This window comes from Desulfonema magnum, from assembly GCF_017377395.1.
GTDB classification, from domain to species: Bacteria; Desulfobacterota; Desulfobacteria; order Desulfobacterales; family 4be13; genus Desulfonema_C; species Desulfonema_C magnum.
Map to the genome: position 1 here is coordinate 2110528 of NZ_CP061800.1, position 16111 is coordinate 2126638.

At 43.7% G+C, this 16111-nt stretch carries 16 protein-coding genes; 11 read left to right on the forward strand and 5 right to left on the reverse strand.

The features are described from left to right. Nucleotides 1–180: 180 nt before the first annotated feature. Nucleotides 181–1335, reverse strand: a complete 1155-nt coding sequence (locus tag dnm_RS08455; protein WP_207682233.1) for a metallophosphoesterase — start codon at nucleotides 1333–1335, stop codon at nucleotides 181–183. Between the two features lie 409 nt (nucleotides 1336–1744). Then, nucleotides 1745–2872, reverse strand: coding sequence for a glycosyltransferase family protein (locus dnm_RS08460; RefSeq protein WP_207682234.1), 1128 nt, complete (start codon nucleotides 2870–2872; stop codon nucleotides 1745–1747). Nucleotides 2873–4418: 1546 nt separating this feature from the next. Between dnm_RS08460 and dnm_RS08465 the strand changes: the two genes are divergently transcribed. The 5 genes from dnm_RS08465 to dnm_RS08485 all read left to right on the forward strand — a co-directional run bounded on the left by dnm_RS08465 (nucleotide 4419) and on the right by dnm_RS08485 (nucleotide 7445). Beyond that, the gene (locus dnm_RS08465) at nucleotides 4419–4838 is read left to right on the forward strand and encodes a roadblock/LC7 domain-containing protein (protein WP_246556260.1); all 420 of its coding nucleotides are present in this window, start codon (nucleotides 4419–4421) and stop codon (nucleotides 4836–4838) included. A gap of 83 nt (nucleotides 4839–4921) precedes the next feature. Beyond that, the gene (locus dnm_RS08470) at nucleotides 4922–5527 is read left to right on the forward strand and encodes a GTP-binding protein (protein ID WP_207682236.1); all 606 of its coding nucleotides are present in this window, start codon (nucleotides 4922–4924) and stop codon (nucleotides 5525–5527) included. A 12-nt stretch (nucleotides 5528–5539) separates the two neighbouring features. Further along, nucleotides 5540–5959 (forward strand): roadblock/LC7 domain-containing protein, encoded by a 420-nt coding sequence (locus tag dnm_RS08475; protein ID WP_207682237.1) that lies wholly within the window; start codon nucleotides 5540–5542, stop codon nucleotides 5957–5959. 79 nt (nucleotides 5960–6038) lie between these two features. Further along, nucleotides 6039–6857 carry a hypothetical protein gene (locus dnm_RS08480; RefSeq protein ID WP_207682238.1) on the forward strand — a complete coding sequence of 273 codons (819 nt, stop codon included), beginning with the start codon at nucleotides 6039–6041 and terminating at the stop codon, nucleotides 6855–6857. A gap of 111 nt (nucleotides 6858–6968) precedes the next feature. Beyond that, a complete protein-coding gene (locus dnm_RS08485) occupies nucleotides 6969–7445 on the forward strand; it encodes an FHA domain-containing protein (RefSeq protein WP_207682239.1) in 477 nt (158 codons plus the stop codon). A 187-nt stretch (nucleotides 7446–7632) separates the two neighbouring features. Here dnm_RS08485 and dnm_RS08490 read toward each other — a convergent pair whose 3' ends face one another. Both dnm_RS08490 and fusA read right to left on the reverse strand, forming a co-directional pair. Beyond that, nucleotides 7633–8445 (reverse strand): P-loop NTPase family protein, encoded by an 813-nt coding sequence (locus dnm_RS08490; protein ID WP_246556262.1) that lies wholly within the window; start codon nucleotides 8443–8445, stop codon nucleotides 7633–7635. 35 nt (nucleotides 8446–8480) lie between these two features. Continuing rightward, complete coding sequence (gene fusA / locus dnm_RS08495) at nucleotides 8481–10565, reverse strand: elongation factor G (protein WP_207682240.1); 2085 nt, start codon at nucleotides 10563–10565, stop codon at nucleotides 8481–8483. A gap of 1055 nt (nucleotides 10566–11620) precedes the next feature. On the opposite strand from fusA, the gene dnm_RS08500 reads away from it, so the two are divergent. From dnm_RS08500 to cpaB, 6 genes are all read left to right on the forward strand, one after another. Continuing rightward, nucleotides 11621–11923: a hypothetical protein gene (locus dnm_RS08500; protein ID WP_207682241.1), complete on the forward strand. Its 303-nt coding sequence runs from the start codon at nucleotides 11621–11623 to the stop codon at nucleotides 11921–11923. Nucleotides 11924–12499: 576 nt separating this feature from the next. Continuing rightward, complete coding sequence (locus tag dnm_RS08505) at nucleotides 12500–12703, forward strand: Flp family type IVb pilin (RefSeq protein WP_207682242.1); 204 nt, start codon at nucleotides 12500–12502, stop codon at nucleotides 12701–12703. A 6-nt stretch (nucleotides 12704–12709) separates the two neighbouring features. Further along, nucleotides 12710–13216 carry an A24 family peptidase gene (locus dnm_RS08510; RefSeq protein ID WP_207682243.1) on the forward strand — a complete coding sequence of 169 codons (507 nt, stop codon included), beginning with the start codon at nucleotides 12710–12712 and terminating at the stop codon, nucleotides 13214–13216. After that, entirely contained in the window at nucleotides 13216–13641 is a 426-nt protein-coding gene (locus tag dnm_RS08515; RefSeq protein WP_207682244.1) for a TadE/TadG family type IV pilus assembly protein, read from the forward strand. The genes dnm_RS08510 and dnm_RS08515 overlap by 1 nt, the downstream gene beginning before the upstream one ends. Nucleotides 13642–13950: 309 nt before the next feature. Then, nucleotides 13951–14268 carry an RcpC/CpaB family pilus assembly protein gene (locus dnm_RS08520; RefSeq protein ID WP_207682245.1) on the forward strand — a complete coding sequence of 106 codons (318 nt, stop codon included), beginning with the start codon at nucleotides 13951–13953 and terminating at the stop codon, nucleotides 14266–14268. A 151-nt stretch (nucleotides 14269–14419) separates the two neighbouring features. Then, nucleotides 14420–15214 carry an RcpC/CpaB family pilus assembly protein gene (cpaB, locus tag dnm_RS08525; protein ID WP_207682246.1) on the forward strand — a complete coding sequence of 265 codons (795 nt, stop codon included), beginning with the start codon at nucleotides 14420–14422 and terminating at the stop codon, nucleotides 15212–15214. A 69-nt stretch (nucleotides 15215–15283) separates the two neighbouring features. Here cpaB and dnm_RS08530 read toward each other — a convergent pair whose 3' ends face one another. After that, entirely contained in the window at nucleotides 15284–16033 is a 750-nt protein-coding gene (locus dnm_RS08530; RefSeq protein WP_207679241.1) for an IS1 family transposase, read from the reverse strand. Nucleotides 16034–16111 lie beyond the last annotated feature (78 nt).

Below are 16111 nucleotides of genomic sequence, written 5' to 3' on the forward strand. Positions count from 1 at the left end.
ACAAAAGCACAGACTTTGCTACATTCATTTGTTGAAAAAATAAAGATCAAATTTGATATCACTATGAAATAATTAGTAAAAAATTTAATTATCAGGTGGCGGAATTGAATTTTCAAAAAAGATGCTTTATAAAAAAAGCCAGTCTTTTTTATAAGCACTGGCCTGACAAAACCATGACGCTCAGTTCTGTGAATCAGATGCAAAGTCGGAAAGGGGAGGAAGTTTATGTTTTAATTCAATAACAGTAATCTCAGGCGGGGATAATATTCGTATCTGAGGTCCCCAGGTTCCTGTGCCCCGATTGGTGTAAAGCCCGGAGCCTTTCCCGATATTGTAATATCCTTCCAGGAAAGGAAAGGGTACAGATACGATGAAACCAAAGGGGAAAATCTGTCCGCCGTGAGTATGGCCTGAAAGCTGCAAATCAAAAAGTCCGACAGTTTCTTCCGAAACCAGCGGACGATGCTTGAGAAAAAGTGTGAACAAGCCGTTTTGTACGGATGAAAGCAGCCTTTTTTCCTGTTTTTTTCTGGGGATACGAGAATCATCAACTCCCACGATATTGATAAGAGACGGGATGGTCTTTGCTTCCCCCCGCAATACTGTAAAACCGGATTTTTCTGTAAATTCAACAGAATAATCAACCCCTGTGTAATACTCATGATTTCCTGTCACCGCATATTTTCCATATCTCGGACGAATTTGCCTGAACAAATCCGTGAGTTCAGGCAGATGACTGATTTTGCCATCAACAAGGTCCCCCGTGCATACCAGAATATCCGGTTTCAGGGATTGCACTTTATCGCTGATGACTTTGACGCGTTTGCCACGTACCAGCAACCCTAAGTGAACATCTGAAATTTGGACAATTCTGAGGTGGTCAGTTCCGGCTGGCAATTTATCTGTCATAATATACAATCGTTCAATTCTTATATCCCGGGCCTCAATTGAGCCATATATGCACAGAGCGGTTACAACTCCGAGCAGGATAAGCGGTGGAATTTTTCCGGAAAGCAAAGGAAACTTTAACGAGGTAAAACGATTGATTCCCCATGAAATACCATCAAAAATTTCCATGACAAGGGTTCCGACAAAAGCAAGAAAAATAAATCCCATCCAATAAAACCCGACAAACGCCATCATTCGGGCCGGAAGGTCATGTCCCACTTCCTCAACAAGACGACAGTTGATCGGCATCAGAATCATCAGAAACAAAAATAAAAACGACAGCCATTGCACAAGCCGTCCGTCAGGCAAAAGAACTTTGATTCTGAAAAAAAACAACATGTGCATCAGACTGTAAATTGAAAGAAAAACAATAAGAAATTTTATCATGGCAAATTCAAAGCGTCAGGTGTTAAGTGTCAGGTGTCAGGAAGAATCACAAAACTTTCGTGGTTTGTTGTGACCGGCAGGTCATGCCCGTTTATATAAAAAAGATGTTAGGCGATTTTCAGAAATAAATATAAACCAGTTTCAGACCATGCCACATGCCCGTGGCCTGAAGCATATGGGTTTGTAATCTCGTCCGACAATTTAAAAGTTAATAAAAAATAATTTGTTACAATCTTAGCCTGATACTATGGGCTTCACCCCGGGCTGTAATAAATCGCTCTTTCAGGGCTTTTTCTGAAAATTTTCGATCCGTTGGCCGGTCGGAGAGGTGCCGAATTGTATCCTCTTTTCTTTCAGGGCTTTTTCTGAAAATTTTCGATCCGTTGAATGTTGCTGAATATGATAAATATCAGAGCAATTCATAAATAAAGTGCGCTGCCTGTTCTGCTCCGTCAGGGCAGTCTCTTTGTACCCGCGGCAGGGAAAAAAGGTCTTCCACCCGGGACAGCCAACGGCCATCCTGAAATTCCGCTCCCTCAATCCGAAAACCGGTCATTTCTTTTTTAATAAATTCAACTAAAATTTCCGATTCAGGAAAGGAAGGGCGTGAAATATAACCAAATGGAATTCCTGCATAAAAGACTTCTGCAAGGGTGCTGTAGCCAACCTTACCTATGAGCGCGTCACAGGCATTGATCAGATCCGGATGAAAAAAATCCGAATTATAGGGCAAAAAAACCAAATTGTCATGAATCTCAACAGACTGAGCGCCCCCCGGAATCACAAAATGTATGGTGCGCTTATCTGTCAGTTTCTTCCATTTCCCCACAGAAGACCGGAAATCAGGGGGAGATGAAGCTGAAACGCCTCCCATAGTGACCATCACCATTTTATGATTATCCGGAATTCCCAGTTTTTTACGAATCCGGGGTCTCGGGGTTCTGATTTTTCGACTGACTGGCAAAGTTGTCAAATTGGCCTCGTGACGGCAGCATACCGGTTCAGCCTGAATATGGTAATCGGATGCATTAAAAAGACTATGCAGATATTTAATATGCTTATCTGCCTGTACATTGTACGCTGTATATCCCTTATAAATCCAATCCCAGGTGAAATTTTCAATCAGTAACGAAGGAATACCGGCCAGCCGGGCCACTGCAATGCCCATTGGCGCGATATCACAAATAATGAGCTTACAGTTCAGCCTGCTGATGCCCCGGGCCAGATCAGCAATTTGGGAATCATCAAACGGCAGAAACGCATTCAGGGACTGCACAGTACGGTCAAAATCTTCGCACATCGGGTTTTCTTGAACAAGTCCGATATCTGTTAATAAAGAATGGTAGGCAAAGGGCCCGGAAACTGAATTTCGAAAAAACCACCGCGGCACCCGGGTAAAAATTTCAAATCGGACAGACGCGTCAATTTTTTGTATGGCAGCCATCACAGCGGCCGCCCGGGCCGCATGACCAAACCCATGGGGTGAAATAAAGCAGGCAACCCCGTTTCTGACTGACTTTTGAGGAGATAGTGACATTTTTCAGCAAAAATAATGAAAAGTGTGTGACAAAGCAATGCCGTTCGGCACGATTTTTGCATATAATTTATAACTGACTGAATTCATACATTCGGAAAACTGAATTTCCGAAATGTCTGCCGGGCGATTTTTGGAAACAGTTTTTCCAACATACGGAAATGCCGGTCATTCCGGTCCGGCTCCGCAAAAATCATGCCGAACGATATTGGTGACAAAGACAAAATATTATCAGAGCCGGTCCCCTGTTTTTGTCCTGAAGCAAAAACCTTCTGTTGTTTCACCAAGGGACAGTCTGTCTCAGAATTTTTTTAGATATAACCTGTTATTAATATATCTGATTTTACTTCCATACTGATAAGCGGGAAACTTCAGAGTTTCAAAATTCAAAAAAATTAAAAAGGAAAAAAATTCTTATGTAGCATTGAAAAGCTTGCAAAGCAAGCCCCTGACCTGCTATAAATTTCAGAAAATGTTTTTAAAAGTGGAAATCAGCCGAAAAACCAGGAAAAATTCCGGCGATGACGTTCGCTCCGAACCAGTTCACAGAGAACTGACGGCTCCTGATTTTTTTGTTCAGCCTTTGTATTGTTTACAAATTTCAGAAAAAGCGACACATTATTTTTTATAAACAGGCCCTTGCCATAAAATTTTTCAAAAATTCAGTTCCCGGGGTCCCCGATATTTCCGGAATAAACAGTTTTTATGGATAATTCAGGTTAAATGTCGTATATTACGAAGCTGGTGACGGATACCTGATGGGTAACTATTGACATGCCTTTTCACGATTGGTATTAATGAAATTGATGTAACGATAACTTTTCTGATTTTATAAAAATATTTTGACACATTATTTGGATTTCGATAAAGAAAGCGTATGTTTTCACTGCAAATGAATGTATAGTGATGGATGAAGGGTATCTGCCTGAACGTTTTTTCGATTTTCTTCCTTTTGACATAGGAAAAATAATGAAATATAATATTCCGTAGTTCGGACAGTTTTTACAAATCAGGGGGATGTAAGGCTGTGACAGATTGAAAGAATAGGATTCTAAGCACTATTTCTGAAATATGTGCATCCTTTGAAAACAATAGGTTACAGATGTCCGAACCATTGAATACTGAAACACGGTCGAAAATAATCGCGGGACAGGTCAAGTACAATGCCGCCAGAAAACTCATATTCCGGGGGGCCGGACGGTGTGATGTGTTGCAGGTTCCATGTTTGTGCGAAAAAAAAATATCCTTTCCCTAAAAAATCTTCAGGAAAACTTGGCTGTTTATCAAAAAATATTTTTAAGGAATCTTCTTTACAAAACAAAAAGGATGTCAGAAAGGAAGGGGGCAGCTTCGCTCTTTGGAAACACTGGGAAAAAACTTGGCAGTCCGTTTAAGCCGCTGTTCCCGGTGACCAGCGTTCTGAACTGAGAAAACGCGTCCCGACCTTGAAAATAATTGATATCCGCAACCATGGCTTCCTTAGAAAATAAACTAAACAGGATTTCTCTTGTTCTCATCCGGGAACATGAGAAAAGAGGAGGATAAACAATTGGCTTACGAGGACAATATCTCTTTTACGGATTACAGTCTGGGTCAGGAAGAATTGGAAAGGATAGAGAATGTTCTGGAAGAAGACCTGATCAGAAGCGGTGTCCACAGTGTTTTGCTTATAGATATGGCCGGCAATATCATTGCCCAGCGTGATAACGGGGATTGTGACCATGATCTGTATTCACTGGCAGCGCTTGCTTCTGCAAATTTTGCAGCAGTGGATACCATGGCCAAGATCGTGGGTGAGGAAGAATTTTCATTGCTTTTTCATAAGGGAGAAAATGAAAACATACATTTTAGCAAAGTAAATGTCGAGTTCTTACTCATAACCATATTCGGAAAAGAAGTGTCGCTGGGGTTGCTGCGCCTGAAAGTCGCGGAAGCGGTTCAGAAAATAAATGATATGTGGAACCGGTAACAAGTGCGTTGTTTCGGTTTTTTCTTTTATATTCAGTATGTTGTTGCCATCAACTAACATATTGTAGTGAGGAGGGATCTGTTTTGGCATTTGTCAATATGAAGAACAAAGAGGTTCAGGCTAAAATCGTTTATTACGGTCCTGGCAGGGGGGGGAAAACAACCAACTTGGAATATATTTACAGTAAATTCAGAGAACGGATCAAGTCGGACATGGTCAGTATAAAAACTCACGGGGACCGGACACTTTTTTTCGATTTTCTTCCCTTTGACATTGGAAAGATAATGGGATACGATGTGAAAATACAGTTGTACACGGTTCCGGGGCAGGTAAAATATGATGCCACCAGACGCCTTGTGCTGAAGGGAGTTGACGGCATGGTATTTGTCGCTGACTCTCAGATTGAACAAAGGAAGAAAAATATTCTCTCTCTCAAAAATCTTCAGGAAAATCTGGCGAGCTATAAAAAAAGCATTTTCAAAGTGCCGCTGGTTTTGCAATATAACAAAAGGGACCTTGAAAAAGGCGGGGTTTCCCTTTTGCCTATGGAAACACTTGAAAAAGACCTCAACAGCCAACTGAAAGTTCCGTCTTTTCCTGCCAGTGCCGTAACCGGGGAGAATGTCGTTCCGACTATGAAGAAAATCATATCCTTAACGATGACTTCCTTGCAAAATGTAATGAAATAGGAGGATAAACAATTGGGTTCCAATTACGATGATAATGTCTCTTTTACAGATTACACTTTGGGGCAGGAGCAGCTGGAAAGGATAGAACATATTTTGACAGAAGACCTGATCAAAAGTGGTGTCCACAGTGCCTTGCTTATTGATATGGCAGGCAATATTATTGCAAAATGTGACAATGGAAATTGCGAGCATGACTTATATTCGTTAGCCGCCCTTGCATCGGCAAATTTTGCAGCAGTGGATACCATGGCCAAGATCGTGGGTGAGGAAGAATTTTCATTACTCTTTCATAAAGGGGAAAGTGAGAGCATACATTTCAGCAAGGTAAATATCGAGTTTTTACTCATTACCATCTTTGGCAAGGAAGTATCCCTGGGTCTCCTGCGGCTGAAGGTCGCAGAGGCCGTTGAAAAAATAAATAATGTGTGGTAAGTGACAACACCTGGTTTGGCTCGGCATCACGTCAGGTCAAACAGGTTTTTCAGATGCACAGAAACAGGAGGATAAACAATTGGGCTCCAATAAAGATGGCACCATTACTGCTGAGGTAGATGGCCGCCTTGATGACCTCTTCGGTGATGAGGACGGGCAGGATGAAAAATTTGTGGATAAAAGCACTGAGACAGAGCAGCGCGCTGGTGATCTTGTTGGGGAAATTGCACAGGGCAGTGATTCGGAAAGCGAAGATATTATTCATGCTGAAGACCCGTTGATCAAGGACCTGAAGTCTGTTATCCTGTCACTTGAATGGGAAATAAGCGATCAGGTGATGCAGAAGCTGGGAGAAGAAATTGAGAATTTAAAAGAAGCATGTAAGGCAGATAAGATTGTGCTTGCATTCCTTCAGCTGCTTGACTCTCTCGGCAAATATGTTCAGAAAAAACAGGCAGAAGCTCATCCTGATTCCATCAGCCTGCTGAATTCTGTTTATGAGAACCTGGAAACAGTGATGGTCTCCCCGGGACTGAGCGAGGCATCTAAGAAAAAGATGCTTGTCACCGAGGTCAACAAATATAAAAAATTAAAAGAACATATCATCTCTGACAAAGCTGCTTCCAGGAAAACAGAACAAGAAAAAATGAGGAGAAAAAGAGCGGCACATGAGCCTGATGGATCAGATGAAAGCCCTGTCGCCTCAGCAGGTGAAATCTCCTCCTTTCCGTCCGCAGAACCGGATGCAGTGAATGTCGAAAGCGATGATTCGATTGCCCCGTCAGGCATGACCTCTGATCAGGATATTGCTTACCTCCTGAGAGAGATACACAACACAATCAGATCTGAGTTCAGAGCGTTGAGAGAAGAGTTGAGATTATGGAGAGAGAGCCGTTAAACAGAGCTGGTTTTTGCCATAATGTGAAAATATTGAACAATGTGTTCCCAAACAGCGGCGTTTGGGAACAAGGGAAAAAAGAGGAAAAATTCTGATACGGAGATTCAACGGATGCTTGTCTTTTGTGAGGAGTGCGGGGCAAGAAATGAGGTAGATACAGGGAAAACCGGAGGGAAGCCCCCCCGATGCGATCAGTGCGATACACCACTCAAATTTTCTCTTTCCCATGTTTCACCTGTCCAGAAACCTGATGACTCACCCATTTTACATCTGCTGGAGTTACGATTTCATGATCATATCATTGAAATCAGCCAGGCGCGCCCCACTGTTACCATGGGACGCCAGCGTCATAATGATTTGGTGGTTCAGGACAACCGTGTTTCCCGGTCCCATGCTCGGTTCGAGTATCGCGGGGGACAGTTTGTGCTGATTGACCAGAGTACAAACGGCACCTATGTCTTTGTCAAAGGGAAAAAGGGCATGAACCTCAAACAGGATGAATTGCCAGTGGAGGGCAGCGGAGTCATCGGGCTCGGACGGAAAGTCACACCTGATTCGCCACAGGCAATTCATTTTACCGTCATTTAACTAAATGAGAACTGAATCGGACGCGTGTCCCCCTTATCCTTAAATTAACTGTTGTTGTGAAAATGGACATGAAAACAGGGCTGATTTTTTGACAGTTTTTAGAACCAATGTCCATTTTTTCAAAAAATGTGTCAGTATCTCAGTACGATCAAAAACATATTGATTTTTTCCATTTCTAACTTATTTCTCAATCTTTTGACTTATCTTTTATCAGCATTGTCGAAGGATCCAGGAACAAAGCAGGATCATCAGAAGAGGAGTGGCGGCCTTTTAATGCTTTCAGATAGATATCCTTCCCCTCGGGGCTGAGTTGAATTGCCACTTCAAACAGATCTGCGATATTTAAAAGAGGGGCCGGCATTCCGTCAGGCCCCGGGGCTTCATGACGATGTGTGCGCACGGTGAACCAGATGCGCAGGGAATATCTTTCTGCCAGGGATTTAAGATCCGTGAGAGACGCTCTTACGGTTTCATCAAACGGAAGCCCGTCAATCAGGATTATCTGAGGCATGAAGATATTCTGTTCTGTCAGTTCAGCGAGCCTTTCTTCAAGTTTCGGCACACTGAAACTGTCAACATTGAATGTCATGACAAGCCGGTACGGAAGGATGGCTTCCCATATCTGATCTATCTGCTGAACATGATACTGAGTTGCGATGTTCCGAAAAACTTCTTCATACCACAGACACACTTTTTTTACCGGGTCCTCAAGGCTGATATGGAGGACATTTTTGCTTTGCAGCAGGCTGTCCAGAGCCAATTGTACAAGAATTGCTGTTTTACCTAAACCGGCACGTGCAAGAACCGCACCGAATCCTCCTGCGGGGAGGATATCTTCGGTTTCATGCCCCATGAGCCTCATGGGATTTCGGAAGATAAGGTCCTGTTTCAGCATGTTAAAACTCCTTTCTTTAAGATAAATGATCTGATTGCTGGTTGCTTGCTGACGTTTGCCGGATACGGGTTCATAATTATTCTCAAGTCTTCTGATTATGCCCAATATTTTCCTCCAACTCGCGTTTAACTCGTCAACTTTTATGCAACATTCTTTTTTTCTTCTGCGGCTTTTTTGATCAGTTCCTCTGCAATTGCTTTGGGAACCTGTTTGTATGTGGCAAACTCCATGGTAAACTGAGCCTTGCCCTGAGTTAATGATCTTAACACTGTGGAATAACCGAACATTTCCGCAAGAGGAACCTGGGCTTCAATCACAGACATAGGGCCTTCGTCCTGAGAGCCTACAATCATTCCCCGTCGCTGATTCAGAGAGCCCATGGCACCGCCTTGGAATTCTGTGGGGGTTTCAACCACGACTTTCATGATGGGTTCATGGATGACAGGTCTGGCTTTCCCGTATCCTTCTAAAAACGCCCCCCGGGCCGCGGCCTGAAACGCCATCTCAGAAGAGTCAACCGCATGGGATGCCCCGTCATTGATCACAATTTTGATGCCGGTGACAGGGAATTCCATTTTCGGGCCTTTTGCCAGGCAGTTTCTGAAACCCTTTTCACAGGCAGGGATAAACTGAGTGGGAATGGCACCGCCGGTAATCTTGCTTTCAAATACAAACTCCTCTTCGCTAATGGGTTCGATGTAACCGGCCACCCGGCCATACTGTCCTGAACCGCCGGTCTGTTTTTTATGGGTGTAATTGAATTCCGCAGTTCGGGTGATGGTTTCTCTGTAAGCCACCCGGGGAGCGCCGGTCGTCACCTCAGCATCGTATTCGCGGCGCATCCGCTCAATATAGACTTCAAGGTGGAGTTCCCCCATTCCTGAAATAATGGTATCCCCTGTCTCTTCACTGACAAAAGTCTTAAATGTCGGGTCTTCTTTGGAAAACCGGTTCAGGGCCTTGGACATGTTGATTTCAGCTTTATGGTCTTTGGGCGTAATGGCAAGGGAAATCACCGGTTCCGGCACATACATGGATGTCATGGTGAGATTGATTCCCGGAGAGACAAAAGTATCCCCGGAAGCGCAGTCAATGCCGAAAAGCGCGCCGATATATCCCGCGGCTATGTTGTCAATATCTTCCATCTGATTGGCATGCATACGGACCACTCTGCCAATTTTGACTTTTTTTCCTGTGCGGACATTGATCACCGTATCCCCTTTGGCAAGATTTCCCTGATATGCCCGTATATAAGTGAGCTGTCCATATTGCCCATCTTCCAGTTTGAAGGCAAGGGCAACCATCGGGTTTCCCGTATCCCCGGAAAGGATAACTTCAGATTCATCGTTATCAAGGTCCAGTGCGCGGTTCTCCACGTCCGCGGGACATGGCAGCAACGTGGTAACCGCATCAAGAAGCGGCTGAATCCCTTTGTTTTTATAGGCGGACCCCATAAAAACCGGTGTCATTTCACGGGTCAGCGTGCCTTTGCGTATGGCAGAAAGCAGCAGGTCTTCGGTGACCGCATCTTCAAGCGCGGCTTCCATAAGTTCGTCTGAGAACATGGAGGCAGCGTCAATCAGCTCTTCCCGTTTTTCCGTGGCTTCTGAGAGGAGATTTTCCGGTATGTCCTCAAACCGTATGTTTTCCCCGTTATCCCCGTCAAAATAAACAGCCTTCATGGTGATAAGGTCAACAACGCCTTTTAAATCAGCTTCGAGGCCGATGGGGATTTGCATGGCTACGGCATTGTGCCCCAGTTTTTCTCTGAGCTGGCTGATCACCCGGAAGGGGTTTGCACCGCTTCTGTCACATTTGTTGACAAAGGCCATGCAGGGGACTTTGTATCGCTTCATCTGCTGATCAACTGTAATGGACTGGGACTGAACACCGCCCACGGAGCAGAGGACAAGTACCGCGCCGTCAAGTACTCTTAAAGACCGCTCCACTTCTATTGTGAAGTCAACATGCCCCGGGGTGTCAATGATGTTGATCTCATGTCCCTGCCATTCGCAGAAAGTGGCGGCCGACGCAATGGTAATGCCGCGCTCTTTTTCAAGCTCCATGGAATCCATGGTCGCGCCCACCCCGTCTTTTCCCTTCACGTCGTGAATAGCATGGATGCGCTTGGTGTAATAAAGAATTCTTTCGGTCAGCGTGGTTTTGCCCGAATCAATATGCGCGCTGATGCCGATATTGCGGACTTTTCCAATGTCGTTTTTCATAATATATTTTCCTTTATTATATAGGAAGTTATAAAGTTGAAGATTAAGAACCGAGATTGCAATTTCCTAATCCCTAACTTTTAATTCTTTTGAAATATCAGTTTCTGTTTCATATAAACGGCCATGATCTGCCGGTCACAACGAACGATGAAAGTTTTGCAGTTTTTCCTAACACTTAACACCTAACACCTAACACCTGACACTTAACACTTTCATATAAACGGGCATGACCTGCCGGTCACAACGAATGATGAAAGTCTTGAAAATTTCCTAACACTTAACACCTAACACCTGACACTTTCATATAAAAATAAAAAAAATCCCTCATTTGGAAAATGCCAGTACCAAATGGGGATCTTTTGACAACAGGTCATATTTATTGAAATCCGACCTATGTATTGGGGAAAAATAGTTTTGTCAAGAACTTTTTTCATCAGAATCACATTTTTTTTCAGACAGCCCGGATTTCGAATAGCTGAAAAAAATTTGTATCACTCGATCATCAGGTTTTTCTCTGTCATCCAGGTTTTTTTTGTTATTCGAACCGGTTCAGAAAAATTGATTATCAAGTAAGTAACTGAGCAAAAATTTTTTTAGTTTATTATCTTCGGCAAATCGCCTGAAAAATGTCCTGCAAAACAGGACTATTCCTGTTTTGCAGGACAAAAATCTCATCCCATAAGATTTCTCCCTCACCCAGCAAAATAAATCCCAGGCCCTCAGATACGTTTTAAGCAAGCTTTATACTTTAAAATTTAAGGTCATAAAAAACATTATTAAAATTTAAATGCCAGTTGGAACGATTCTTGCTTATGCTTTAACCAACAAAAGAAACAGAAGCATTCAGCAGATCAAAAAAGTTCATAAGTACCTGAGCAAAAGTTTTTTATACAGCTTTTTTTCTGTGAGCGGCGAAGAAACCCGGGGTTTTCCTCTGTCGGAGAGGCATCATGCCGGAAAAAAGCCGGTTTTCCTCCCCGGACAGATATTAAAAACTTATGGTTAGGTACTTAGTTCCGCGTTCAGGCGGTGTGACACAGTCCGGAAAATATTTTTTGGCGGATATTTTTTTGCAAAAAACCGCTTCGCTCTATTTTTGCACTCCGGAAAATATTTTTTTGCAAAAAACCGCTTCGCTCTGTTTTTGCACTCCGGAAAATATTTTTTGGCGGATATTTTTTTGCAAAAAACCGCTTCGCTCTATTTTTGAACTCCGGAAAATATTTTTTGGCGGATATTTTTTTGCAAAAAACCGCTTCGCTCTATTTTTGCACTCCGGAAAATATTTTTTGCACTCCGGAAAATATTTTTTGCACTCCGGAAAATATTTTCCATATGCTGATATTATTAAAATCTGAGTGTCAGTTGGAACGATTCTTGCTTGTACTCTGACCGGAAAAACTCAGATGATAATTTTGGGCATAAAAACCAGAATCAGCAGATCCGAAAATTTCAGGGCCGTGAGCGGGCAAAAAAGGATAGCGTAGAAACCCGGGATTTTCCCGCGGGGAAAGGTGCCATATGCATCAGGCTAAGATCATAACTCATTGTTTTTATTAACTCGTGATCTGCCGGACGGGGTTTGCAACCCCGTCCGAAATATTTTCCGACCCCCGAAAACAAACGTTTCGGACGGGGTTGCAAACCCCGTCCGGCAGTCTTAGCCTGATGCATATGGGGAAAGGTGCCCCGTCCGGGAAACCCCAATACTGTTGACTTAAAAAGTTCCGGGCGGATCCGGAGTGCAAAAATTTTATTTTTGCAATTGCGAAAAAGCATTTTTCGCACTCCGGAAAGAAAACCGGAAAACCTGTTCAGCCTTAAGTCAACAGTATTGCCGGGAACCCCCGGGTTTCTCTGTCGTCCTGCATGCGGACCGGAACCTTTCCGATCTGCTGAGAATATTCTTCCACTCCGTCAGATAGGAAATTAAAATGAAAAAAATTATAAAAAAGCTTTGGCAGGATGAATCAGGCGTCACCGCCGTGGAATACGGCTTAATTGCCGGGGTGATGTCGGCATTGCTCGTAACTGTCTTAGGGCTGTTCGGAGATAATCTGAAAGAGCTGTTTGAGGCAATCGCAGATAAAATCAGTGAAACGACTGCACAGGTTTCAGGGAGCGCCCCTCAGGAATAGTAACAAATGGAATTTTTTCCTGCTTCTGCCTGTTTTGTCATACTCGCAATCGCGCTTTATACCGATATTAAACAGCGGAAGATACCGAATCTTCTCACACTGACAGCAGCGGTGAGCGGGATATTATTTCATTTCATCAATGGATCAGGCCAGGGGATTTCTTATGGTGCGGAAGGCTTGCTCCTGGGAACAGCCCTGCTTTTTATTCCTTTTTTAATGGGAGGAATGGGAGGCGGTGATGTAAAGCTTCTCGCAGCTTTGGGAAGCTGGCTGGGGCCTTCCGGGGTGCTGGATGTATTTTTTTATGGTGCTTTCACCGGAGCTGTTATCGCGCTTTTTATGATCATCAGAGCAGGCGGGCTGTCCCGCTTAAAAATAATTTGCATTGATATCCTGAACCTTATGTTCATTTCTCAGAAGCGCAGGCCGCCTTCCGAATCCGAAGGGTTTCCCTATACCACTGCCCTGGCAGCAGGTTTCCTGTTCTCTTTCATCAGAGGAAATTTTTTCTGATGGCTTTTCATCTTAAACCCGAGGATGAACAAGGGACATCTGCGCTTGAATTTGCGCTTGTCGCGCCCGTTCTTTTGCTGATCTTATTCGGCATTATTGAGTACGGATGGTATGTTACGCATTGGATTGTTCTCAACAATGCAGTTTCCGCGGGCGTCAGAGCCGGGATAAAAGCCAATGAATGGGAAGATGAGGACCCGGAGACCCTTGCCTTGTCTGCTGTTAAAGAGGCATGCTGGATAGTGCAGCTGAATGACCGAGATATTGATATTGAGATCATACCTTATGAAAAAGACAGCCCCAGGCGTCTGAAAGTCACAGTGGCTTCGCTTAAATACAAACCTGTCACCGGTTATCTCTCTGTGGTTTCCAATGCCATTATCCCTCAGCATTTGGCAGCAAAGGCGGTCATGGCGTTTCCTTAAATGTTCTCCTTTTATCTTTTCTGTGACCAGAGGAATGTCGGATAAGAAAAGAATAAAAAATCAAATTGTTATCTGACATCCCTGTTGTTTTGTTCCTGACAGATTTATTTGCATGAGAACAGCATTGATTTTAACGAATTTTGTGGTTTTATTTTATTTCAGTCAACAAAAGATTTCCTCTCGATACAGGGATTTGGTTTGAAAAGGATTTCCGTCAGAAGCGCTGGTTTCGGAGATAAAAGCTGTACGGCTGACAATCCTTAGCAAACTCAGTCCCTTTATATTTTTCATGCGGGTATAAAGGATTTTATGCGTAAATTTCGAGGAGTTATAGCACTGTTATTATCAGTATGTCTGGGGCTTTTGGCAGCTTATTCCATATCCGTATATCTGAATCCCGAACACAAGGAAGAGATTAAACAAGAAAAAAAATCGCCTGAAAAAAAGCCTCCGCCTCCGCCGTCGTCATCCCTTTCCGCTGAAATTCCTGAGGGAATGAGAGTGGTATCCATAAAGGTAAACGAAGTCTCAGGCGTATCAGACAAACTTGAAAAAGGAGACAGGGTGGATGTCATTGCGGTAAGCAATCTGACTGATGGAGGGAGCGGAACATATGCATCAGGCTAAGATTACAACCTACTGTTTTAATTAACTCTGATTTTGCCGGACGGGGTTTGCAACCCCGTCCGGAATATTTTCCGGATCGCCGCCCGCAAACGTTTCGGACGGGGTTGCAAACCCCGTCCGGCAGCCGTCCCTCATTCTTAGCCTGATGCATATGGGGAGCGGAAGGGTATCCAGAGTTATCCTGCAAAACATAGAACTTTTGGATATGAGCCTCATTGGAAAAGGGGGAAAAGGGGGTGGGAAGACAAAAGCCAAGAAATGGACGGTCTCTCTGCTGATAAGCCCGCAAGAGGCTCCTATGCTGTCTGTGTATGCTCAGACATCAGAACTCATGCTTTCTGCCAGAAATCCCGATGATAACGAACAGATTCAGGTGGAACCCATTGTTTTCAGTGCGGATACGGGTGAGGCGGGACTGAGGAAGCTCCCGGGAGATATCACCCGGAAGATTCCGCTGAATATGCGTGCGGTGTCTCTTCCTGTAGGGGCCGGAGCCGGAATATGCAAACTTTTTCGTCCCGGGGACAGGGTGGATGTTCTCGTCAAGTGCAACAAGGCGCTGTTGGCCATGGAGAGCCTTGATATGGGGGCAGAAGGAAAATCCCAAGGCCCCATGGTTCGGGAAACCACCAAAATAATTCTCCAGGATGTGGAAATCCTGGCCACGGAAAATACAGTCATGCCGGGACCGGATGTGGACAGACCCGTAAAAATGGTAACACTTCTTCTGACACCTGAAGATGCTGAAAAAGTGGTTCTTCTGAATGTAGCCAATGGTCGGATGGCCATAGCAAGTGTCACGCTGATTGCCAGAAACAGGGATGACAGAAGCAGATTTAAAACCGAGGGTCAGTTGTTAAGTGAAATTCTCAGCGGAAGAAAAGAATATCATAAGGTTCGTATTTTCAGAGGACGAAAAAGTTACCTGAGAAAATTTGCCAAATAATTAAATGTCCATGTCCAGGTTTCAAAATTTGGTAGTGTTCTAAATTTGGAGCTAGTCATTTTTTATTACTCATATTACTAGTCCGAATTCATATACATTGATGAACAGTCCGATGACGATATCATGCATCTTCTCCAATTTGGAGAAACAGATTGTTTTTCTCGCAAGACGTTTTATTCTCGTCCTCAGAGTCAGATGTTTCCTTTCTATTTTCTGAGTGTTTCTTTTACCTATCTCATGATTCGCAGGATTGAGATTTCGTTCATAAGCACCCCAATTGTCAGTATAAAACTTTACAATTCCGAAAGGTTCGAGGAGCCTTTTCAGTTCGAGGAAGACTTTGTCCTCATGCGTTCCGAAGGTATATGCGAGAACTTTTCCGGTTTTGTGATCAACGGCGTGCCAGAGCCACCTCTGATTCTCCTTTTTGCCCACGAAACTCCACATCTCATCCGCCTCAGCCTCCTCAACTTTCAATATGTCAACCTCAATATTTTCAGTATGTTCCAAAGTTTTAAGGAGTTCGGAATTCACCGAGTCGAGAAGAGTTTCCTTTTTTTTTAATTCGCTTATCACGGTGTCCGTGCTGATTTCCAGCACGCGGGCGATGTCCCGGATACCGCTGCCGCTGAGACTCATTTCAATAATTTTGTGCTTAATATCTGATTTTCTTCCGTTATATGTATAGTCGAGAAGAAAAGATTTTGCCTCGCAATTCTCATTCTGACACAGGTAACGCTGCTTTCCGTCATCTGTTTTTCCTCTTTTTTTCACTTTCTCACCTCCGCAAAGCGGACAGCGGACAGGAATCAGTGCCATCGAAATATTCCTCCGAAAATAGTTTTTTACTCCTGAATGACTACACTATAATAACACAGATTTCAGAAAAGTCCAGTT

Bases quoted from the DNA above. Each gene is read 5' to 3' on its own strand.
- dnm_RS08455 (WP_207682233.1), bottom strand. From the start codon at position 1,335: ATGATAAAATTTCTTATTGTTTTTCTTTCAATTTACAGTCTGATGCAC.
- dnm_RS08460 (WP_207682234.1), bottom strand. From the start codon at position 2,872: ATGTCACTATCTCCTCAAAAGTCAGTCAGAAACGGGGTTGCCTGCTTT.
- dnm_RS08485 (WP_207682239.1), top strand. From the start codon at position 6,969: ATGCTTGTCTTTTGTGAGGAGTGCGGGGCAAGAAATGAGGTAGATACA.
- fusA (WP_207682240.1), bottom strand. From the start codon at position 10,565: ATGAAAAACGACATTGGAAAAGTCCGCAATATCGGCATCAGCGCGCAT.
- dnm_RS08505 (WP_207682242.1), top strand. From the start codon at position 12,500: ATGAAAAAAATTATAAAAAAGCTTTGGCAGGATGAATCAGGCGTCACC.
- dnm_RS08510 (WP_207682243.1), top strand. From the start codon at position 12,710: ATGGAATTTTTTCCTGCTTCTGCCTGTTTTGTCATACTCGCAATCGCG.
- dnm_RS08515 (WP_207682244.1), top strand. From the start codon at position 13,216: ATGGCTTTTCATCTTAAACCCGAGGATGAACAAGGGACATCTGCGCTT.
- dnm_RS08520 (WP_207682245.1), top strand. From the start codon at position 13,951: ATGCGTAAATTTCGAGGAGTTATAGCACTGTTATTATCAGTATGTCTG.
- cpaB (WP_207682246.1), top strand. From the start codon at position 14,420: ATGGGGAGCGGAAGGGTATCCAGAGTTATCCTGCAAAACATAGAACTT.
- dnm_RS08530 (WP_207679241.1), bottom strand. From the start codon at position 16,033: ATGGCACTGATTCCTGTCCGCTGTCCGCTTTGCGGAGGTGAGAAAGTG.